Source organism: Klebsiella sp. X1-16S-Nf21, from assembly GCF_002837615.1.
Taxonomy (GTDB): domain Bacteria; phylum Pseudomonadota; class Gammaproteobacteria; order Enterobacterales; family Enterobacteriaceae; genus Klebsiella; species Klebsiella variicola.
The window spans coordinates 78,798-99,071 of record NZ_PJDK01000010.1 but is presented as its reverse complement, the minus strand read 5'-3'; the positions used below and the strand labels follow the sequence as shown (position 1 = coordinate 99,071).

18 protein-coding genes and 2 rRNA genes are annotated in these 20,274 nt (G+C 53.9%); 12 read left to right on the top strand and 8 right to left on the bottom strand.

All coding sequences use genetic code 11. From position 1 onward, the window contains the following. Both CW267_RS07305 and rrf read left to right on the top strand, forming a co-directional pair. Positions 1-235, top strand: a 23S ribosomal RNA gene (locus CW267_RS07305); the annotation flags it as partial. A gap of 192 nt (positions 236-427) precedes the next feature. After that, positions 428-543, top strand: a 5S ribosomal RNA gene (rrf, locus tag CW267_RS07300). 234 nt (positions 544-777) lie between these two features. Here rrf and mobB read toward each other — a convergent pair. Both mobB and mobA read right to left on the bottom strand, forming a co-directional pair. Next, positions 778-1,284, bottom strand: a complete 507-nt coding sequence (gene mobB / locus CW267_RS07295; RefSeq protein ID WP_100781513.1) for a molybdopterin-guanine dinucleotide biosynthesis protein MobB — start codon at positions 1,282-1,284, stop codon at positions 778-780. Beyond that, positions 1,281-1,862: a molybdenum cofactor guanylyltransferase MobA gene (mobA, locus tag CW267_RS07290; protein WP_100781512.1), complete on the bottom strand. Its 582-nt coding sequence runs from the start codon at positions 1,860-1,862 to the stop codon at positions 1,281-1,283. Before mobA ends, mobB begins: the two co-directional genes overlap by 4 nt. A gap of 71 nt (positions 1,863-1,933) precedes the next feature. Here mobA and CW267_RS07285 point away from each other — a divergent pair, with 71 nt between their 5' ends. The 3 genes from CW267_RS07285 to dsbA all read left to right on the top strand — a co-directional run bounded on the left by CW267_RS07285 (position 1,934) and on the right by dsbA (position 3,916). Continuing rightward, positions 1,934-2,203 (top strand): YihD family protein, encoded by a 270-nt coding sequence (locus CW267_RS07285; protein WP_002882612.1) that lies wholly within the window; start codon positions 1,934-1,936, stop codon positions 2,201-2,203. Between the two features lie 75 nt (positions 2,204-2,278). After that, a complete protein-coding gene (locus CW267_RS07280) occupies positions 2,279-3,265 on the top strand; it encodes a serine/threonine protein kinase (protein ID WP_008807918.1) in 987 nt (328 codons plus the stop codon). Positions 3,266-3,292: 27 nt separating this feature from the next. After that, complete coding sequence (dsbA, locus tag CW267_RS07275) at positions 3,293-3,916, top strand: thiol:disulfide interchange protein DsbA (RefSeq protein ID WP_008807917.1); 624 nt, start codon at positions 3,293-3,295, stop codon at positions 3,914-3,916. Positions 3,917-3,965: 49 nt separating this feature from the next. Here the strand turns inward: dsbA and CW267_RS07270 are convergent, their stop codons facing one another. After that, complete coding sequence (locus tag CW267_RS07270) at positions 3,966-4,865, bottom strand: acyltransferase (protein ID WP_008807916.1); 900 nt, start codon at positions 4,863-4,865, stop codon at positions 3,966-3,968. Between the two features lie 396 nt (positions 4,866-5,261). Between CW267_RS07270 and polA the strand changes: the two genes are divergently transcribed. Continuing rightward, positions 5,262-8,054, top strand: a complete 2,793-nt coding sequence (gene polA, locus CW267_RS07265; protein ID WP_100781511.1) for a DNA polymerase I — start codon at positions 5,262-5,264, stop codon at positions 8,052-8,054. Positions 8,055-8,401: 347 nt separating this feature from the next. On the opposite strand, the gene yihA is transcribed toward polA, so the two are convergent. Next, complete coding sequence (gene yihA / locus CW267_RS07260) at positions 8,402-9,034, bottom strand: ribosome biogenesis GTP-binding protein YihA/YsxC (protein WP_008807914.1); 633 nt, start codon at positions 9,032-9,034, stop codon at positions 8,402-8,404. Positions 9,035-9,618: 584 nt separating this feature from the next. On the opposite strand from yihA, the gene yihI reads away from it, so the two are divergent. Continuing rightward, positions 9,619-10,125, top strand: a complete 507-nt coding sequence (gene yihI, locus CW267_RS07255) for a Der GTPase-activating protein YihI (protein WP_008807913.1) — start codon at positions 9,619-9,621, stop codon at positions 10,123-10,125. 188 nt (positions 10,126-10,313) lie between these two features. Next, positions 10,314-11,687 carry an oxygen-independent coproporphyrinogen III oxidase gene (gene hemN, locus CW267_RS07245; protein ID WP_022064970.1) on the top strand — a complete coding sequence of 458 codons (1,374 nt, stop codon included), beginning with the start codon at positions 10,314-10,316 and terminating at the stop codon, positions 11,685-11,687. 39 nt (positions 11,688-11,726) lie between these two features. Here hemN and CW267_RS30410 read toward each other — a convergent pair whose 3' ends face one another. The 4 genes from CW267_RS30410 to glnA form a co-directional block, all read right to left on the bottom strand. After that, entirely contained in the window at positions 11,727-11,837 is a 111-nt protein-coding gene (locus CW267_RS30410) for a YshB family small membrane protein (RefSeq protein WP_004152951.1), read from the bottom strand. 110 nt (positions 11,838-11,947) lie between these two features. After that, positions 11,948-13,357, bottom strand: a complete 1,410-nt coding sequence (gene glnG, locus CW267_RS07240; RefSeq protein WP_008807911.1) for a nitrogen regulation protein NR(I) — start codon at positions 13,355-13,357, stop codon at positions 11,948-11,950. A gap of 8 nt (positions 13,358-13,365) precedes the next feature. Beyond that, positions 13,366-14,415, bottom strand: a complete 1,050-nt coding sequence (gene glnL, locus CW267_RS07235; RefSeq protein ID WP_008807910.1) for a nitrogen regulation protein NR(II) — start codon at positions 14,413-14,415, stop codon at positions 13,366-13,368. 188 nt (positions 14,416-14,603) lie between these two features. Then, positions 14,604-16,013, bottom strand: coding sequence for a glutamate--ammonia ligase (gene glnA, locus CW267_RS07225; RefSeq protein ID WP_004203622.1), 1,410 nt, complete (start codon positions 16,011-16,013; stop codon positions 14,604-14,606). 378 nt (positions 16,014-16,391) lie between these two features. On the opposite strand from glnA, the gene typA reads away from it, so the two are divergent. The 4 genes from typA (at position 16,392) to dtd (ending at position 20,237) form a co-directional block, all read left to right on the top strand. Then, positions 16,392-18,215 (top strand): ribosome-dependent GTPase TypA, encoded by a 1,824-nt coding sequence (typA, locus tag CW267_RS07215; RefSeq protein ID WP_008807909.1) that lies wholly within the window; start codon positions 16,392-16,394, stop codon positions 18,213-18,215. Between the two features lie 134 nt (positions 18,216-18,349). After that, positions 18,350-18,949, top strand: coding sequence for a glucose-1-phosphatase (yihX, locus tag CW267_RS07210; RefSeq protein ID WP_008807908.1), 600 nt, complete (start codon positions 18,350-18,352; stop codon positions 18,947-18,949). After that, on the top strand, positions 18,943-19,803 hold the full coding sequence (locus CW267_RS07205) for a virulence factor BrkB family protein (RefSeq protein WP_038421936.1): 861 nt from the start codon (positions 18,943-18,945) through the stop codon (positions 19,801-19,803). The genes yihX and CW267_RS07205 overlap by 7 nt, the downstream gene beginning before the upstream one ends. After that, entirely contained in the window at positions 19,800-20,237 is a 438-nt protein-coding gene (gene dtd, locus CW267_RS07200; protein WP_012543288.1) for a D-aminoacyl-tRNA deacylase, read from the top strand. The genes CW267_RS07205 and dtd overlap by 4 nt, the downstream gene beginning before the upstream one ends. Positions 20,238-20,274: the final 37 nt, after the last annotated feature.

Here is a 20,274-nt window from a genome sequence, read left to right as displayed (position 1 = left end):
AGTGGACGCATCACTGGTGTTCGGGTTGTCATGCCAATGGCACTGCCCGGTAGCTAAATGCGGAAGAGATAAGTGCTGAAAGCATCTAAGCACGAAACTTGCCCCGAGATGAGTTCTCCCTGAGACTATAAGTCTCCTGAAGGAACGTTGAAGACGACGACGTTGATAGGCCGGGTGTGTAAGCGCAGCGATGCGTTGAGCTAACCGGTACTAATGAACCGTGAGGCTTAACCTTACAACGCCGAAGCTGTTTTGGCGGATTTGAGAGAAGATTTTCAGCTCTGATTCAGAGTCCGAAGGATTTTGCGCTGAGACAAGGCGGCAAACGAGGCGATGGAAGGAGCATACATAAGTATGTGACTGACACTCGCGAGAGCAGCCAACGCAGTATGAGTGCAAAAGACACAGGACGAGCACAAAGAATTTGCCTGGCGGCACTAGCGCGGTGGTCCCACCTGACCCCATGCCGAACTCAGAAGTGAAACGCCGTAGCGCCGATGGTAGTGTGGGGTCTCCCCATGTGAGAGTAGGGAACTGCCAGGCATCAAACAAGTGAAGAGCCCATCCTGACGGATGGGCTTTTTGCGTTTCTGTGGACCGGGCAGCGTGCCGGCATGTCTCCCCGGTGGCGCTGCGCTTACCGGGGCTACGGATTCGCACCCGCCCTGCACGACCTGTAGCCCGGACAAGGTGCGCTGCACCGCCTCCGGGGAGGCCCCTGTCTGCCGATGCCATTCATTAACGTCTGTGTTAAGAAGCAACCCTACCGATAAACTGCTAATGCCTCTCTAACCAATTCGCAATAAATGTCGCGATCTGTTGAATATCATTTAAATCCAACTGCGGAAGCGAGGTCGCGATGGGCATATCGCTGGCCACGGCGATGGTATGTTTATCAATTATCAGCTCTTCTACACGATGGCCGCTGTTTTGCCGAAAAAGTAGGATCTTCGGCACGGGTTCATGTTTGAACCCCTCCACTAAAACTAGGTCCAGTTTGCTGGCATCCATTCGACTGACAAGCCACGTGAGATCTAATTCCGGCGTCTCTGGCGTCTCAGTCATCAACGCCCAGCGCTGTTCGCTGGCGACAATAGTCTGCGCAGCGCCCGCCTTACGTAATTCATAGCTATCTTTGCCGGGTTTATCGACGTCCATATCATGATGGGTATGTTTTATCAGCCCGGGACGCAGACCTCTGACACAAAGCTCAGGGATAAGACGCTTTAATAATGTTGTTTTTCCGGTACCGCTCCATGCGGCGATCGCCAGTAATGGGGTCATGATGGCTCCTGCATCTGCTGCAAATCTTCAAGCGTATTTACATTGATGAACGCTGATTTCACATCGCTGAAATTCACCGGGCGCCCACCCACTTGTCGCATAAAGACCATCACCCTGCGCTCTCCATGAGCCAGATAAGCCTCCAGTTCCGGAATGATTTGACGATGAACTAATGCAACGGCGGGATGATCCCGTTCGCCGTCATGGGCCCAAACGACCGGCGCGGCCCCTCTCTGCTGGATAAAGCGCTCCACCAAAAAGGACGGAATGAACGGCGTGTCGCAGGGGCAAAAAACAAACCATGTGCTCGCGACCTGCTGCATCACAGCAAGCATTCCGGCCAGCGGCCCCTGATAACCCTCCTGTATGTCTCGAAAGACCGGATATCCGCTGGCACGCCACTGTTCAAGATGACGATTGGCGCTAATGACTAACTCATCTACCTGCGGGGCTAATGTCTCCGCGACGTGACGCCAGAGAGGGCGACCATTTAGCGCCTGTAATCCTTTATCAATGCCGCCCATTCGCGTGGCTTTGCCGCCTGCCAGCACGACGCCGGTTATCGCCTCGCTTTGCATCTGAATATCGCCTCTTTCATTGTGGGATTGACCCTGTTAACTTGTCCCTATCAAGAGTAAGGAGCATGACCATGAAATGTAAACGTCTGAATGAAGTAATTGAACTCCTCCAGCCTGCCTGGCAGAAAGAGCCTGAACTGAATCTGATGCAATTTTTGCAGAAACTGGCGAAAGAGGCTGGCTATGATGGCGAACTGAGCGATCTTTCCGACGATATTCTGATCTATCACCTGAAGATGCGTGACTCTTCTAAAGATGCTGTCATTCCTGGTATTCAGAAGGATTATGAAGAGGACTTTAAAACCGCGCTGCTGCGCGCCCGCGGGGTAATAAAAGAGTAAAAGGTTGTAAGCGCTGCCGCGTAAAGTGCAATGAGATGATATCCTGAACTATTCGTACGATTATCGGAAGTCAGGATGCACGATAAGGCTTTTACTTTTCAGACGCTTCGCCCGGATACCATTATCGATGGGTTATTCGATCTGGGTATGCGGGTGGACTCCGGTCTCACCCCGCTAAACAGCTATGAGAACCGCGTTTATCAGTTCCAGGACGAAGAGCGCCATCGCTATGTGGTAAAGTTCTATCGTCCTGAGCGCTGGTCCGCAGAACAGATCCTTGAAGAACACCAGTTTGCGCTTCAGCTTGTAGAAGATGAAGTGCCCGTTGCTGCGCCGCTCTTCTTTAACGACAGCACGCTTCATCAGCATCAGGGATTCTACTTTGCCGTTTTCCCAAGCCTTGGCGGTCGTCAGTTCGAAGCGGATAACCTTGATCAGATGGAATGGGTTGGCCGCTATCTGGGGCGCCTGCACCAGACGGGCCGCAAACAGCGCTTTACTGCCCGCCCGGAAATTGGCGTCCAGGAGTACCTGCTGGAACCGCGCCAGGTGTTTGAACAGGCGACGCTGATCCCCTCTGGCCTGAAGGCCGATTTCCTGAAGGCGACCGATAAACTCATTGCTGCCGTCATGGAGCAATGGCACGGCCGCGGGAACACGTTACGCCTGCACGGTGACTGCCATGCGGGTAATATCCTCTGGCGCGACGGGCCACTGTTTGTCGACTTAGACGATGCGCGAACCGGCCCGGCGATTCAGGATCTGTGGATGCTGCTCAACGGTGATAAGGCTGAACAGCGTATGCAGCTGGAGACCATTGTCGAGGCCTATGAGGAATTCAGCCCCTTTAACAGCGATGAAATCGCGCTAATTGAACCTTTACGCGCTATGCGACTGGTTTATTATCTGGCGTGGTTGCTCAGACGCTGGGACGATCCCGCTTTCCCGGTCAATTTCCCCTGGTTAACCGGGGAGGATTACTGGCGGGGGCAGACGTCGACTTTTCTTGAGCAGGTGAAGGTTCTACAGGAACCCCCGCTTCAGTTAACGCCAATGTATTAATGTGATATATCCAGGAGAGAGTAAATCATGAAAAAAGTTTGGCTGGCGCTGGCTGGTATGATTCTGGCTTTTAGTGCATCCGCTGCCCAGATCACCGATGGCAAGCAGTACATCACCCTTGATAAGCCGATTGCTGGCGAGCCGCAGGTGCTCGAGTTCTTCTCATTCTACTGCCCGCACTGCTACCAGTTTGAAGAAGTGCTGCATGTTTCTGACAATGTGCGTCAGAAACTGCCGGAAGGCACCAAAATGACCAAATACCACGTTGAGTTCCTGGGCCCTCTGGGCAAGGATCTGACGCAGGCGTGGGCGGTGGCCATCGCGCTGGGTGTTGAAGATAAAATTACTGCGCCGATGTTCGAAGCCGTGCAGAAAACCCAGACCGTGCAGAGCGTGGCTGACATTCGTAAAGTGTTTGTCGACGCTGGCGTGAAAGGGGAAGACTACGATGCCGCATGGAATAGCTTCGTGGTGAAATCTCTGGTCGCTCAGCAAGAGAAAGCGGCAGCCGATCTGCAGCTGCAGGGGGTACCGGCTATGTATGTTAATGGTAAATACCAGCTGAACCCGCAGGGGATGGACACCAGCAATATGGATGTCTTCGTCGCTCAGTATGCGGATACCGTGAAGCAACTGGTAGAGAAGAAATAAAAAAAACGCCGGTCACTGACCGGCGTTACCTTAGCTATTCTGGCAGTGACTACCTTTCTTTGTCCCGCATGATGTCAGTCAACTGACGGTCTTTCTCTTCCCATAGCCCATTGAGCCAGCGCTGGAAGCCGCGCTTAAAGTTCTTATCGTTAACGTAATCGCCGTGCAGCTCTTCACCAATAGGAACCAGATTGATACGTACTACAATGCGCGTCAGGCGGCCGCTTAACATATCGTAAAACGGCTTTGTATTATTCTCCGGGTAGCACAGCGTGACATTCAGTAGTTTATCGAACTGCGAACCGAGCACGTTTAACGCCATGGCGATACCTGCCGCTTTAGGCGGTAGCAGGTTATCGTAAGGCGAGCGCGTCTCGTGCTTTTTGGCTTCGGTAAAACGCGAGCCTTCCACAAAATTGACGATAGTCGTCGGATGCGCGCGAAATTTTTCACATGAACGGCGGGTGGTTTCGACATCTTTACCGCGGCGTTCCGGGTGTCTAATAAGGTAACTGCGTGAATAGCGGCGCATAAAGGGCATATCCAACGCCCAGCAGGCGAGGCCGATGAAGGGTACCCACGCCAGCTGTTGTTTAAGGAAGTACTTATTCATCGGAATATGCTTGCGGAACAGCACGCACAGCACCACGATATCTGCCCAGCTATGGTGGTTACTGATCAGCAGATACCAGTTCTTTTTATTTAAGCCTTCCAGACCCTCGACGTCCCATTTAAGCCAGGGATTGAGATGCAACAGCAGCGCCAGCCCTTCGCACCAGCAATACATCATAAAATTGCAAAAAACAGATATAGAGCGCCATACCGCTGGAATGGGGACCAGCAGTTTAATCAGCCCGGCGACGATGATCGGTACAGAGCAGATAATGGTGACTAAGATGGTTAAGGCGATACTCAGCGGAAGTGTTATCGCAGCGAGTAATCTCGACATAGTTAGTTTATTCAGAAAGTTAGGCTGACAAAGAGCGCCTTTAAGCTGCGCAAGGGGCTGATTTTACCAGAAAACGCGGCAAATGACGGGTCTTACGAGAACAGAAAAAAACAAGGATCTTCTATCCACATGGAACATTGGGTCATCAAATTGATACCAGGATCGTCGATCTGTTTTTAATTAACTGATATATAAAGAGTAATAGTATTTGTTCATTTATTTTCAGGGGCGGTAAAGCTGACGCTGTAAAACTATACACAAAGTTATCCACAAGCAAAGTTCTTATGCGATCGCGACGATCGTTGAATCTTTTCCGCGAAATGCGGGAAAAATTCAGGATTTCATGCCCGTCTGTGGCATCCTTTAGCCATAATCTGATAAACAGGCACGGAAATTATGGTTCAGATCCCAGAAAACCCTCTCATCCTCGTTGACGGCTCATCCTATCTTTATCGGGCGTATCATGCGTTTCCGCCGCTGACTAACAGCGCAGGGGAGCCGACCGGGGCTATGTACGGCGTACTGAATATGCTGCGCAGTTTGATCCTGCAGTATCAACCGACTCACGCCGTCGTGGTCTTTGATGCGAAAGGGAAAACCTTCCGTGATGAATTGTTCGAACATTACAAGTCCCACCGCCCGCCGATGCCGGACGATCTGCGCGCGCAGATTGAGCCGTTGCATAAGATGGTGAAAGCGATGGGGCTGCCGCTAATGGCAGTTCCGGGTGTTGAAGCCGACGATGTGATTGGCACCCTGGCGCGGGAAGCGGAAAGGGCGGGTCGTCCGGTGCTGATCAGCACCGGTGATAAAGACATGGCTCAGCTGGTGACGCCGGGGATCACCCTAATCAATACCATGACTAACACCATCCTTGGACCGGATGAGGTGGTCTCCAAGTATGGCGTCCCGCCGGAGCTGATTATCGATTTCCTGGCACTGATGGGCGACTCTTCGGATAACATTCCTGGCGTGCCGGGCGTGGGCGAGAAGACCGCCCAGGCGCTGCTGCAAGGCCTTGGCGGCCTTGATACGCTGTATGCGGAACCGGAGAAAATTGCTGCACTGAGCTTCCGCGGCGCGAAAACGATGGCGGCGAAGCTGGAGCAGAACAAGGACGTGGCTTATCTCTCTTATCAGCTGGCGACCATTAAAACCGACGTCGAGCTGGAGCTCACATGCGAAGAGCTGGAGGTGCAGCCACCGGCGGCTGACGATCTGCTGGCGCTGTTCAGGCAGTATGAGTTTAAGCGCTGGACAACCGACGTCGAGGCCGGGAAATGGCTGCAAGCGAAGGGCGGCAAACCGGCCGCTAAACCTGCAGAGCCTGCGGCAGCGGCACAGGCAGAAGCAGAGGATGAACCGGCCTCCGCCCTTTCAGCAGAGCACTACGTCACTATCCTTGATGAGGCCACGCTGGTCACCTGGATCGATAAGCTGAAGCAAGCGCCGCTCTTTGCCTTTGATACGGAAACCGACAGCCTGGATAATATCTCTGCCAATATGGTCGGTCTTTCATTCGCTGTTGAGCCTGGCGTGGCCGCCTATGTCCCTGTGGCGCATGATTATCTTGATGCGCCGGATCAGATCCCCCGCGAGCGCGTACTGGCGTTACTTAAACCGCTGCTGGAGGATGAGAAGCTGCTCAAGGTCGGGCAAAATCTCAAATACGATCGCGGTATTTTGGCCAACTATGACATTGAGCTGCGCGGGATTGCATTCGATACCATGCTGGAATCCTACATTCTCGACAGCGTGGCGGGCCGCCACGATATGGACAGTCTTTCCGACCGCTGGCTGAAGCATAAAACCATTACCTTTGAAGAGATCGCTGGTAAAGGTAAGAACCAGCTCACCTTTAACCAGATTGCACTGGAGGAGGCTGGCCGCTACGCGGCGGAAGATGCCGACGTCACGCTCCAGCTGCATCTGAAGATGTGGCCGAAGCTGCAGCAGCATGAAGGTCCGCTGAATATCTTTAAGCATATCGAAATGCCGCTGGTGCCGGTGCTGTCTCGGGTTGAGCGCAATGGCGTGAAAATCGACCCTGCCGTGCTGCATGCGCATTCCCTGGAGATCGCCCAGCGTCTGGTTGAGCTGGAGCAGCGCGCACATGAGATTGCCGGGGAAGTGTTTAATCTCTCCTCCACTAAACAGCTGCAAACGATCCTGTTTGAGAAACAGGGTATCAAGCCGCTGAAGAAAACGCCGGGCGGTGCGCCATCCACGTCTGAAGAGGTCCTGGAGGAGCTGGCGCTGGATTATCCGTTGCCAAAAGTGATTCTGGAGTATCGCGGGCTGGCGAAACTGAAGTCGACCTATACCGATAAACTGCCGCTGATGATTAACCCTAAAACGGGGCGCGTGCATACCTCCTATCATCAGGCGGTTACTGCCACTGGCCGTTTGTCATCTACCGATCCAAACCTGCAAAATATTCCAGTGCGTAACGAAGAAGGACGGCGCATTCGCCAGGCGTTTATCGCGCCGGAAGATTACGTCATTGTCTCAGCGGACTACTCGCAAATCGAACTGCGTATTATGGCGCACCTGTCGCGGGATAAAGGCCTGCTAACCGCCTTCGCTGAAGGGAAAGATATTCACCGGGCGACGGCGGCTGAAGTGTTTGGCTTACCACTGGACAGCGTCAGCAGCGAACAGCGCCGCAGTGCGAAAGCCATCAACTTCGGTCTGATCTACGGCATGAGCGCCTTCGGCCTGGCCCGCCAACTGAACATCCCGCGTAAAGAAGCACAGAAGTATATGGATCTTTATTTCGAGCGTTACCCGGGCGTCCTGGAGTATATGGAGCGCACCCGCGCTCAGGCGAAAGAGCAAGGGTACGTTGAAACGCTGGATGGCCGTCGACTCTATCTGCCGGATATTAAATCCAGCAATGGTGCCCGTCGCGCCGGCGCGGAACGTGCGGCGATCAACGCCCCGATGCAGGGGACAGCGGCAGACATTATCAAGCGGGCGATGATTGCTGTTGATGAATGGCTGCGGAAGGAGCAACCTCGCGTGCGGATGATCATGCAGGTTCACGATGAACTGGTCTTTGAAGTGCATAAAGATGAGCTCGATGCCGTGTCGAAAAAAATCCATGAACTGATGGAGAACAGCACTACGCTGGCGGTGCCGCTGCTGGTGGAAGTCGGTAGTGGCGAAAACTGGGATCAAGCGCACTAAGTATACAAAGCGCAAAGCGATTTTCTGTAAGTAAGCAACATAACTTATAGCGTTTTGTGAGGATCATTTGAATTTGCTATGTAAATAGTGAAAAAAAACTACAAAAAATGCTTTATCCGTGAGCGAAAGAAGAGTAGAGTTAATCGCGTAGGGTACAGAGGTAAGATGTTCTATCTTTCAGACCTTTTACTTCACGTAATCGGATTTGGCTGAATATTTTAGCCGCCCCGGTCATTTATGACCGGGGCGTTTTTTATTGCGCGAAAGAAAAGTTTGATGCAGTTAAAAGCGCGTAATATGAACGTCCGGATAGGGCGCTACGCGCCGTTATCCGGAAAAAGCGGGGGTTACTCGGCGTCTTCAACGGCTTCTTGCGGCGGGATTTCGTTAAACCAGCTATCCAGCTTCTGTCGCAGCTTATCCACGCCAGATTTTTTCAGCGAAGAGAAAGGTTCAACCTGAATATCGCCATTGAAGGCCAGTACCGCTTCACGCACCATATTCACTTGCGCTTTACGCGCGCCGCTGGCGAGCTTATCGGCTTTGGTCAACAGCACCAGCACCTGAATATCGCTTTCTACCGCCCACTCGATCATTTGCTGATCGAGATCTTTAAGCGGGTGGCGAATATCCATTAGCACCACCAGGCCCTTCAGGCACAGACGTTTTTCCAGGTACTCTCCCAGCGCGCGCTGCCACTTGATCTTCATCTCTTCAGGTACTTGCGCATAACCATAGCCGGGCAGGTCAACCAGGCGTTTGCCCTCGGCGACTTCGAACAGGTTAATCAGCTGCGTACGTCCAGGAGTCTTGGAGGTACGCGCCAGGCTCTTCTGGTTGGTCAGCGTATTTAGCGCGCTGGATTTTCCCGCGTTGGAGCGGCCGGCGAACGCCACTTCAATGCCGGTATCGGCAGGAAGATGGCGGATATCTGGCGCGCTAGTGACAAAGTGCGTCAGTTGATAATTCCAGTTGGTCAAGACGGTCGTCTCCGTTAAAACAGGCTATGGCAGGGATTATACCTGAACAGCAGAAAAAGGCTGTTTTTACCGCACGCCGTTCCTGTAAGTAAAAACCATATGGTTTGTGAGACATTGACTATTCTTCGTATAGGACATACCTGAGAAAAATAAGACGATACAGATGTAATTAACTGAAAAAAAACAAGTTATAAAAATAGAGAAATCTGAAAATGTTTTTTTAACGGCCTGGCTGGTTGTCGATTTTTGTCAACAGGGTAAAGTAATACACAACGGCGGGGATGCTGAAAGGATTAAGACTCAGGACGAGGGGTCAGGAAGCGCCAGGAGGCGAAGACCACAGGATAGTCAGGATGACGCGCGTCTTGGAGACGTTTCAAAGGGAAAAGGAAGAAACAGGGACCGTTGGACGCTAAGGGAAAGACAGGGTAAGTCGTTAGCGAACAGGGAAAGAAGAAGCCCGTTAAGGGTGGTCAGTGAGGAAAAAGGCGACAGAGTAATCTGTCGCCTTTTTTCTTTGCTTGCTTTCTGCTAGATTCCGCCTCAATTCTATACTGAATAATACTGTCTGAAGATTACACACCATGAAAAAACCGACATCCGCCACCCGTGGCAAATCCGGCCGCAAGTCGCGTGAAGAGTTAAATCAGGAAGCTCGCGATCGCAAACGGCAGAAGAAACATCGTGGTCACGCGGCAGGCAGTCGCGCGAACGGCGGCGATGCGGCTTCAGCGGGCAAAAAACAGAGCCAGACGCAAGACCCGCGCGTCGGCAGTAAAAAACCGATCCCGCTGGGCGTGAGCGAAAGCAGCACCCCAGCCCCCAAGCAGCATAAACCAAAGAGCGAGAAACCTATGCTTTCACCGCAGGCTGAGCTGGAGTTGCTGGAGAATGATGAGCGCCTGGACGCGCTGCTGGAACGTCTGGAAGAGGGCGGCACCCTGAATGCTGAAGAGCAGAGCTGGGTGGACGCCAAACTGGATCGCATTGATGAGCTGATGCAGCAGCTCGGCCTCTCTTACGATGACGAAGATGAAGAAGAGGAAGAGCGTCAGGAAGATATGATGCGTCTGCTGAAGGGTGGAAACTAACATTTGCATCCCATCGGATTCCCGGTACTGCTTATAACCCTTCTGGTTATATGTTATCTGCTGTGGTTATTCGTTAAACTACGACGGTTGTCGCGGCGTCAGAAATGGCTGCGCAACCGGCTCATGACCCGCGGTGCGGTGGGGCCGGGACGGCGTACCCGTCGGCGGCACCATCGGAAGGAGTGAGCATGTCTGAGCAGATAATCGACTGGGATCTGGCCCTGATCCAGAAATATAACTATTCCGGGCCGCGCTATACCTCGTATCCCACCGCGCTGGAGTTTTCACCGCAATTTGGCGCGGCGGAATTCGATGCCGCTGTGGCCCGTTACCCACAGCGTCCCCTGTCGCTGTACGTGCATATCCCGTTTTGCCATAAGCTGTGTTATTTCTGCGGCTGCAATAAGATAGTCACCCGCCAGCAGCATAAGGCCGATCAATATCTCGATGTCCTTGAACAGGAGATCATCCACCGCGCGCCGCTGTTTGCCAGTCGCCAGGTTAAGCAACTGCACTGGGGTGGCGGCACGCCAACCTATCTCAATAAGGCGCAAATCAGTCGCCTGATGGATCTGTTGCGCAGCCACTTCCATTTCAGCGCGGAAGCCGAGATTTCCATTGAGGTCGATCCACGTGAGATCGAGCTGGATGTCCTCGATCATTTACGCACCGAGGGGTTCAACCGCCTGAGTATGGGCGTGCAGGACTTCAATAAAGAGGTTCAGCGCCTGGTTAACCGTGAGCAGGACGAAGCGTTCATCTTTGATTTGCTCCACCATGCGCGGGAGATTGGTTTTACCTCGACCAATATCGACCTCATCTACGGCCTGCCGAAGCAAACGCCGGAGAGCTTCGCCTTTACCCTGCAAAAGGTCGCCGAGCTCAATCCTGACCGCCTGAGCGTGTTTAACTATGCGCATCTGCCCACGCTCTTTGCCGCACAGCGCAAAATTAAAGATGCCGATCTGCCCACCGCTGAACAGAAGCTGGAGATCCTCCAGGAGACCATCGGTTCACTGACGGCGGCAGGCTATCAGTTTATCGGCATGGACCACTTTGCTCGCCCAGACGATGAATTAGCGGTCGCGCAACGTCATGGCATACTGCACCGCAATTTCCAGGGTTACACCACCCAGGGGGATACCGATCTGCTGGGGATGGGCGTGTCCGCGATCAGCATGATTGGCGACAGCTACGCCCAGAACCAAAAAGAGCTGAAGCTGTACTACCAGCAGGTGGCAGAGCAAGGGGACGCTCTATGGCGCGGGATCGCGTTAACCCGCGATGACTGTTTACGTCGCGACGTGATTAAGGCGTTGATCTGTAATTTCCGTCTGGATATTGGGGCCGTAGAGGCGCAGTGGGATGTGGATTTTCAGTCTTATTTTGCTGAAGACCTGAAGCTGCTGGCGCCGCTGGCGCATGACGGGCTGGTGGCTGTGGATGATAAGGCCATTCAGGTGACGGCGAAAGGCCGACTGCTGATCCGCAATATCTGCATGTGCTTTGATGCCTATCTACGGCAAAAAGCTCGGATGCAACAGTTCTCCCGGGTCATTTAATGTTTTCCCCTCTCCCGCGGCCGCAGGAGAGGGGAACCATTAGCTGAACAGCCCGACCAGCGCAGCGCACAACACGGCAGCGACTGCCGTTTGTGGCGTGTGACTGGCTGCGGCGCCGCTCGATATCATACTCACCAGTGATTCAAACATGATGCTCTCCCCTAATGCCGGGCACGATCATACTCAACTCATCGGAACAGTAAAGTACAAAATAGCAGCACTTTGCGCTGAACGGCTAATTTTCATCATGCCGTTAATCACTACTCCATTCCCAGCTCTTTTAGCTTACGCGTCAGGGTATTACGACCCCATCCCAGCAGACGCGCAGCCTCCTGCTTGTGCCCCTGGGTATGGCGCAGGGCGGTCGTCAGCAGTGTGCGCTCCATTTCGGGTTGCGCTTCTGAGAGCAGGTTTTGATGACCGGATCGCAACGCCCGATCGGCCCACTGACCCAGCAGCGTCGCCCAGCTGTCGGGCTGCATCTGCGTCGGGCTGTCCGGAACCGTGGTCTCAAACAGTTCGCTCGGCAGATCCTGCGTCAGTACCTCCTGGCCGGCGGCCATGACGGTGAGCCAGCGACAGGTGTTTTCCAGCTGACGGACGTTGCCAGGCCACGCCAGGCGTGTCAGCGCTGTCTCCGTTTCCGGATGCAGCTGTTTGGCTTCAACACCGAGCTCGCGGGCGGCTATCTGCAGAAAATGGCGGGCCAGGCGTGGAATATCTTCCCGGCGCTCGCGCAGCGGCGGTAAATGCACCCGGATCACGTTCAGGCGGTGGAACAAATCTTCACGGAATTTCCCCTCCTGCACGCGCTGTTCCAGGTTCTGGTGGGTGGCGGCGATGATCCGCACATCGACCTTCACCGGCGCGTAACCGCCCACGCGATAAAACTGGCCATCCGCCAGCACGCGCAGCAGACGAGTCTGGACATCAAGCGGCATATCGCCAATTTCATCCAGGAATAGCGTGCCGCCGTCAGCCTGTTCGAAGCGTCCCTGGCGGACGGTATTGGCGCCGGTAAAGGCCCCTTTTTCATGCCCGAACAGCTCGGACTCAATCAGGTCTTTGGGTATTGCCGCCATATTCAGTGCGATAAACGGCGCTTTTGAACGTGGACTATGACGATGCAGGGCGTGAGCGACGAGCTCTTTACCGGTACCGGATTCGCCATTAATCAGCACGCTGATGGATGATCGCGACAAACGGCCAATAATGCGAAAGACATCCTGCATTGCCGGCGCTTCGCCGATGATGTCGGCAGTTGGGCTGCTTATTGGCGCATTTCGCGGCTGTTGCTGCTCCTGGTAGTGGCTTATCGCCCGGTCGACCAGGGCGACGGCTTCATCAATATCAAAAGGTTTGGGCAGATAATCAAACGCGCCTTGCTGATAAGCGCTGACCGCGGCGTCCAGATCGGAATGTGCGGTCATTATGATGACCGGAAGCATTGGATGACGCTGCTTAATCTGTTTGAGCAGCGCCAGACCATCCATTCCCGGCATACGGATATCTGACAGCAGTACATCCGGGGTTTTGGTGGTGAGGGCATCTAGCACCTCATTGCCGCTTTCGAACGTTGTGCAGCTCAAGCCGGCTCCGGTGAGCGCGCGTTCAAGCACCCAGCGGATGGAGCTATCGTCATCAACGATCCAGGCTATCCCTCGTTGCATAAACACCTCTACTTCCGAATAGGCAGGTATACCGAAAATTCGGTATGACCCGGCCAGCTGGTGAATTCAATTTTGCCGGAGTGCTGATCGATAAGGCTGCGGGCGATAGATAAGCCCAGGCCGGTACCGCCTTCGCGGCCGCTGACCATCGGATAAAACAGCGTATCCTGGAGATGGGGCGGAATACCCGGGCCATTATCTTCAACGTCAATACGTGCGGCGAGGCGATAACGCACCCCGTGCAGCGTCAGCTGGAAAGCGGTGCGGGTGCGGAGAACAATTTCGCCCCCTTCCGGCCCCAGCGCCTGCAGCGCATTACGGACGATGTTCAGCAACACCTGTTCAATTTGATCCGGGTCGTGGGGTAGCTCTGGTAGGCTGGGGTCGTAATCACGGATTAACTTCACGTTGTCCGGTAACTCCATGGAGACCAGTTTCACTACCCGCTCGGCGACTTTATGGATACTTTCAGTAACGTGCATGCCCGGATGCTGTGGCCCAAGCAGGCGATCGACCAGATTTCTCAGCCGGTCAGCCTGCTCGATGATCACTTTGGTGTATTCCGTTAGCGCCGGGTCGGGCAGGGCTTTGCTGAGCAGCTGTGCCGCGCCACGCAGGCCACCTAACGGGTTTTTTATCTCATGTGCCAGGCCGCGGACCAGATCGCGGGCGGCGACCTGCTGTGCGTGCTGCAGTTGCTCCTGGCTCAGGCGGCGCTGGTTATCCATTGGCGCCATTTCCAGCAAAATAAAGCCTTCCGGTAGCCGCTGGGCGGTCAGAGACAGGATGTGTGAGCGGCCATCGATAACCAGCGTGACTTCGTTATCGGTAAAACCCTGGCCCGCCTGCAGACTCTCCTGCATCAGCCCAATATTCAATGAGAAATAGCTCAACAGCTCAGGTAACGGGGTGCCAAACAGCTTGCGTGAACTTTGCGCCAGCAGCTGCTGCGCCGCAGGGTTGGCAAAATGCACCGCCAGGTCATCATCGACCAGTAAAATACTGTTGATTAGAGAGTTAAGGATCTGCCCAGCATCGGGCAGTGTGCCTGTTGCCATTCGACAGTCTCCTGAAAATGAGTGCACCAATTTAGTGCAGTATAGCTTTTTATCGGTAAAAAGCTCGCGAGATCAGCGTGTTGGTGGAGAAAAAAGCCCATCCTGAGATGGGCTGAAAGTTTCCACGGCAACAAAATATCCCGGGCATCCCGCGCCACAACACGACATACCCTGGATTTACAGCAAAATTAGACGCTGTAGTACAGTTCGAACTCAACCGGATGCGGAGTCATGCGTACGCGGTCGTTCTCTTCCAGACGCAGGGCGATATAAGCATCGATAGCGTCATTGGTGAACACGCCGCCAGCCGTCAGGAACTCACGGTCAGCATCCAGAGCCTGCAGGGCTTCTTCCAGAGAGCCTGCAACCTGCGGGATCTCTTTCGCTTCTTCCGGCGGCAGGTCATACAGGTTTTTGTCCATTGCTTCGCCCGGATGGATTTTGTTCTTGATACCATCAAGGCCAGCCATCAGCAGCGCCGCAAAGCACAGGTACGGGTTGGCAGCCGGGTCCGGGAAGCGCACTTCGATACGACGCGCTTTCGGAGAGGTCACCACCGGAATACGGATGGAGGCAGAGCGGTTACGCGCAGAGTAAGCCAGCATAACCGGCGCTTCGTAACCCGGGACCAGACGCTTGTAGGAGTTGGTGGTCGGGTTCGCCAGGGCGTTGATAGCTTTAGCGTGTTTGATTACGCCGCCGATGTAGAACAGCGCCTGCTCAGACAGACCTGCGTATTTGTCGCCGGAGAACAGGTTAGTCCCGTTTTTCGCCAGAGACATATGGCAGTGCATGCCGGAGCCGTTATCGCCGAACATTGGTTTCGGCATAAAGGTCGCGGTTTTACCGAAGCGGTGAGCGACGTTGTGAACAACGTATTTGTAAATCTGAATTTCGTCCGCTTTTTTGGTCATGGTGTTGAAGCGGGTTGCCACTTCGTTCTGACCTGCGGTAGCCACTTCGTGGTGGTGAGCTTCAACAACCAGGCCCATCTCTTCCATGATCATACACATGGTGGAACGGATATCCTGAGAAGAGTCTACTGGCGGAACCGGGAAGTAACCCCCTTTCACGCCCGGACGGTGACCTTTGTTACCGCCTTCGTATTTGGTGGAGGAGTTCCACGCACCTTCGATGTCATCGATCGCGACATGGGAGCCGGAGATAGAGGCGCCAAAACGGATGTCGTCGAACAGGAAGAATTCTGGTTCTGGCCCGAACAGGACGGTGTCAGCGATGCCGGTGGCGCGCAGGTACTCTTCAGCGCGTTTCGCGATGGAGCGCGGGTCACGGTCATAGCCCTGCAGGGTGCCTGGCTCGAGGATATCGCAGCGGATGATCAGGGTCGGTTCTTCGTAGAACGGGTCAATGACCGCGGTGGAAGCGTCCGGCATCAGGACCATGTCAGATTCGTTGATACCTTTCCAGCCACCGATCGAGGAGCCATCAAACATTTTGCCTTCTTCGAAGAATTCGGCATTTACCTGATGAGACGGAATCGTGACGTGCTGTTCTTTACCTTTGGTATCGGTGAAGCGCAGATCGACAAACTTCACTTCGTGCTCGTTCAGCATCGTCAAAACGTGTTCAGCGGACATACTTAAACTCTCCCGGATTGGTCATTGTCGTCGTGGTAACGAAAACTTCATACTGCTTAAAAGTGGCGTTGTTGCCTTAAAAAATATAAAGCGAAATCTGTGCCAACTTTTAAATGCCCTATAAAACGCTGTATCATGCGCACCATAGTGCAAAAGGACTGCACCATGATGGAGATAATGCACCAAAGTAGTGCCTCAGTGTGAACATTGAGCACCATTTTGGTGCAATTTTTGTTACGGTGCCCTTTTATCGCTCCGTGAAAGCGGTCACAAAGAAACTCTGCAATACTTGTTTGCGGAGGATGTTTGTGATCCTGTTCAGTCCTTCGCTTAATACGTGTACAATAACGCGCTATTTCTAATGCCTGAGGCAAAGTTGTGATCGAAAATCTGCGTAATATCGCCATCATCGCGCACGTTGACCATGGTAAAACTACCCTGGTTGACAAGCTGCTACAGCAATCCGGTACGTTCGACGCACGTACTGAAGCACAAGAACGTGTGATGGACTCCAACGATTTGGAGAAAGAGCGTGGGATTACCATCCTCGCGAAAAACACCGCAATCAAATGGAATGATTACCGTATCAACATCGTTGATACCCCAGGGCACGCCGACTTCGGAGGTGAGGTTGAGCGTGTTATGTCCATGGTTGACTCTGTGCTGCTGGTGGTCGATGCCTTTGATGGCCCGATGCCGCAAACGCGCTTCGTGACCAAAAAAGCTTTTGCCCACGGCCTGAAGCCGATCGTGGTCATCAACAAAGTTGACCGCCCGGGCGCCCGTCCGGACTGGGTTGTCGATCAGGTCTTCGACCTGTTCGTTAACCTTGATGCGACCGACGAACAGCTGGACTTCCCGATCGTTTACGCGTCCGCGCTGAACGGTATCGCGGGTCTGGACCACGAAGACATGGCTGACGACATGACCCCGCTGTACCAGGCGATTGTTGATCGCGTGCCGGCGCCGGACGTTGACCTTGACGGTCCGCTGCAGATGCAGATCTCTCAGCTGGACTACAACAACTACGTTGGCGTCATCGGTATCGGCCGCATCAAACGCGGTAAAGTGAAGCCGAACCAGCAGGTCACTATCATCGATAGCGAAGGCAAAACCCGTAACGGTAAAGTCGGTAAAGTGCTGACTCACCTGGGTCTGGAGCGTATCGAGAGCGACGTAGCTGAAGCTGGCGACATCATCGCGATCACCGGTCTGGGCGAGCTGAACATCTCCGACACCATCTGCGATCCGCAGAATGTCGAAGCGCTGCCGGCACTGTCCGTTGATGAGCCGACCGTAACCATGTTCTTCAACGTCAACACCTCGCCGTTCTGCGGTAAAGAAGGTAAGTTCGTTACCTCTCGCCAGATCCTGGACCGTCTGAACAAAGAGCTGGTGCACAACGTGGCGCTGCGCGTTGAAGAAACCGAAGACGCTGATGCGTTCCGCGTTTCCGGCCGTGGTGAACTGCACCTGTCCGTTCTGATTGAAAACATGCGTCGTGAAGGTTTCGAGATGGCGGTTTCCCGTCCGAAAGTTATCTTCCGCGAAATCGATGGCCGTAAACAAGAGCCGTTCGAAAACGTGACGCTGGACGTCGAAGAGCAGCACCAGGGTTCTGTCATGCAGGCGCTGGGCGAGCGTAAAGGCGACCTGAAAAACATGAATCCAGACGGTAAAGGCCGCGTACGTCTCGACTACGTGATCCCAAGCCGTGGTCTGATCGGCTTCCGTTCAGAGTTCATGACCATGACTTCTGGTACCGGTCTGCTGTACTCCACCTTCAGCCACTACGACGACGTTCGTCCGGGCGAAGTGGGTCAGCGTAACAACGGCGTACTGATCTCTAACGGTCAGGGTAAAGCGGTTGCGTTCGCCCTGTTCGGTCTGCAGGATCGCGGTAAGCTGTTCCTCGGCCACGGCGCTGAAGTTTACGAAGGCCAGATCATCGGTATTCACAGTCGCTCTAACGACTTGACGGTAAACTGCCTGACCGGTAAGAAACTGACCAACATGCGTGCGTCCGGTACTGACGAAGCAACGGTTCTGGTTCCGCCGATTAAGATGACCCTGGAGCAGGCTCTGGAGTTCATCGATGACGACGAACTGGTAGAAGTGACCCCTACGTCTATCCGTATCCGTAAACGTCACCTGACTGAGAACGACCGTAAACGCGCAATGCGCGGTGCAAAAGAAGAGTAATTTTTCTTCTTGTTGTTCGCTAAACCCCGCCTCTCCGGCGGGGTTTCTTTTTTTCATTCCTGCATCATACGCCAATAGTCAAATCCTGCCTTTCCCGCTAAAGTTAATTTTCCACGGCGCGGAAGGAGACAAAAATGCTCTATATCTTTGATTTAGGTAATGTGATTGTCGACATTGACTTCAACCGGGTATTGGGAGCCTGGAGTGATTTAACCCGCATCCCGCTGGCGACGCTGAAGCAGCATTTCACCATGGGAGAGGCTTTCCACCAGCATGAGCGTGGCGAGATTAGCGATGAAGACTTTGCCGCCGCCATGTGTCATGAAATGAATATGTCCCTCAGCTATGAGCAGTTTGCTCACGGCTGGCAGGCGGTATTTGTCGCGCTGCGCCCGGAGGTAATTACCATCATGCATAAACTTCGTGCCCAGGGGCATCGGGTGGTGGTGCTCTCCAATACCAATCGTCTTCACACCACATTCTGGCCCGATGAATACCCGGAAGTGCGCGCTGCCGCCGATCGCATTTATCTGTCACAGGAGATGGGATTGCGTAAGCCTGAAGCGGAAATTTATCTACGAGTACTGGAAGAAGAGGGATTTTCCGCCGCAGATACGGTCTTTTTTGATGATAACGTCGATAATATAGCAGGGGCCAACCGGTTAGGGATCACCAGTATTCTGGTGACCGGGAAGAAGACCATCCCTGACTATTTCGCGAATCAGTTATGCTAAAAACCGTTCAGCAAAAATTACACCACCATACCCGGCCGCTGCTGGCGTGGCTTAAGCTGCTGTGGCGGCGCATTGATGAAGACCATATGACGACCCTGGCGGGGAACCTCGCCTATGTGTCATTACTTTCCCTGGTGCCGCTGATAGCCGTCGTGTTCGCGCTGTTTGCGGCCTTTCCCATGTTTTCCGAAGTCAGCGTGCAGATTCGCCATTTTATCTTCGCCAATTTTATTCCGGCGACCGGGGATGTGATTCAGGGGTATATCGAACAGTTCGTGGCTAACTCCAGCCGTATGACCGCCGTAGGCGCGTTTGGCCTGATCGTCACCTCGCTGCTGCTGATGTACTCGATCGACAGCGCGCTAAACACCATCTGGCGCAGCACGCGCAGCCGTCCCAAAGTTTACTCCTTTGCCGTTTACTGGATGATCCTGACTCTTGGCCCGCTGCTGGCAGGCGCCAGCCTGGCGATCAGTTCGTATCTGCTGTCGCTGCGTTGGGCGAGCGATCTGGACGGCGTGATTGATAATCTGCTCCGCCTCTTCCCGCTGATCCTTTCCTGGGCGGCGTTCTGGCTGCTCTACAGTATTGTACCGACCACCCAGGTGCGTAACCGCGACGCGGTGATCGGGGCGCTGTTTGCGGCGCTGCTGTTCGAGGCAGGTAAAAAAGCGTTTGCCCTCTATATCACCACCTTTCCGTCCTATCAGTTAATTTATGGTGTGATTTCGGTGGTGCCGATTTTGTTCGTCTGGGTGTACTGGACCTGGTGTATCGTCTTGCTTGGCGCTGAAATTACTGTCACTCTCGGTGAATACCGCAAACTTAAAACAGAAGAAACAGAACAACCATGATTGCATTAATTCAACGCGTATCCCGTGCAAGCGTTACCGTGGAGGATGAAGTGACGGGCGAAATTGGTCCGGGGCTTCTGGTGCTGCTGGGCGTCGAGAAAGACGATGATGAACAAAAGGCGAATCGCCTTTGTGAACGGGTGCTGGGCTACCGCATCTTCAGCGATGCGGAAGGGAAAATGAACCTGAATGTCCAGCAGGCGGGCGGCAGCGTGCTGGTGGTTTCGCAATTTACGCTGGCGGCGGATACCGAGCGGGGGATGCGACCGAGTTTCTCGAAAGGCGCTGCCCCTGACCGCGCCGAGGCGCTGTATGAGTATTTCGTCGCCCGCTGTCGCCAGCAGGAAATGAACACCCAGACCGGAAGATTCGCTGCGGATATGCAGGTTTCTTTGGTCAATGATGGTCCCGTGACCTTTTGGTTGCAGGTATGACCCAGCTTCCGGGCAGGCTGCGGGTAACAAAAGAGAG

Bases quoted from the DNA above. Each gene is read 5' to 3' on its own strand.
- mobB (WP_100781513.1), bottom strand. From the start codon at position 1,284: ATGACCCCATTACTGGCGATCGCCGCATGGAGCGGTACCGGAAAAACA.
- mobA (WP_100781512.1), bottom strand. From the start codon at position 1,862: ATGCAAAGCGAGGCGATAACCGGCGTCGTGCTGGCAGGCGGCAAAGCC.
- CW267_RS07285 (WP_002882612.1), top strand. From the start codon at position 1,934: ATGAAATGTAAACGTCTGAATGAAGTAATTGAACTCCTCCAGCCTGCC.
- CW267_RS07280 (WP_008807918.1), top strand. From the start codon at position 2,279: ATGCACGATAAGGCTTTTACTTTTCAGACGCTTCGCCCGGATACCATT.
- dsbA (WP_008807917.1), top strand. From the start codon at position 3,293: ATGAAAAAAGTTTGGCTGGCGCTGGCTGGTATGATTCTGGCTTTTAGT.
- CW267_RS07270 (WP_008807916.1), bottom strand. From the start codon at position 4,865: ATGTCGAGATTACTCGCTGCGATAACACTTCCGCTGAGTATCGCCTTA.
- polA (WP_100781511.1), top strand. From the start codon at position 5,262: ATGGTTCAGATCCCAGAAAACCCTCTCATCCTCGTTGACGGCTCATCC.
- yihI (WP_008807913.1), top strand. From the start codon at position 9,619: ATGAAAAAACCGACATCCGCCACCCGTGGCAAATCCGGCCGCAAGTCG.
- hemN (WP_022064970.1), top strand. From the start codon at position 10,314: ATGTCTGAGCAGATAATCGACTGGGATCTGGCCCTGATCCAGAAATAT.
- CW267_RS30410 (WP_004152951.1), bottom strand. From the start codon at position 11,837: ATGTTTGAATCACTGGTGAGTATGATATCGAGCGGCGCCGCAGCCAGT.
- glnG (WP_008807911.1), bottom strand. From the start codon at position 13,357: ATGCAACGAGGGATAGCCTGGATCGTTGATGACGATAGCTCCATCCGC.
- glnL (WP_008807910.1), bottom strand. From the start codon at position 14,415: ATGGCAACAGGCACACTGCCCGATGCTGGGCAGATCCTTAACTCTCTA.
- glnA (WP_004203622.1), bottom strand. From the start codon at position 16,013: ATGTCCGCTGAACACGTTTTGACGATGCTGAACGAGCACGAAGTGAAG.
- yihX (WP_008807908.1), top strand. From the start codon at position 18,350: ATGCTCTATATCTTTGATTTAGGTAATGTGATTGTCGACATTGACTTC.
- CW267_RS07205 (WP_038421936.1), top strand. From the start codon at position 18,943: ATGCTAAAAACCGTTCAGCAAAAATTACACCACCATACCCGGCCGCTG.
- dtd (WP_012543288.1), top strand. From the start codon at position 19,800: ATGATTGCATTAATTCAACGCGTATCCCGTGCAAGCGTTACCGTGGAG.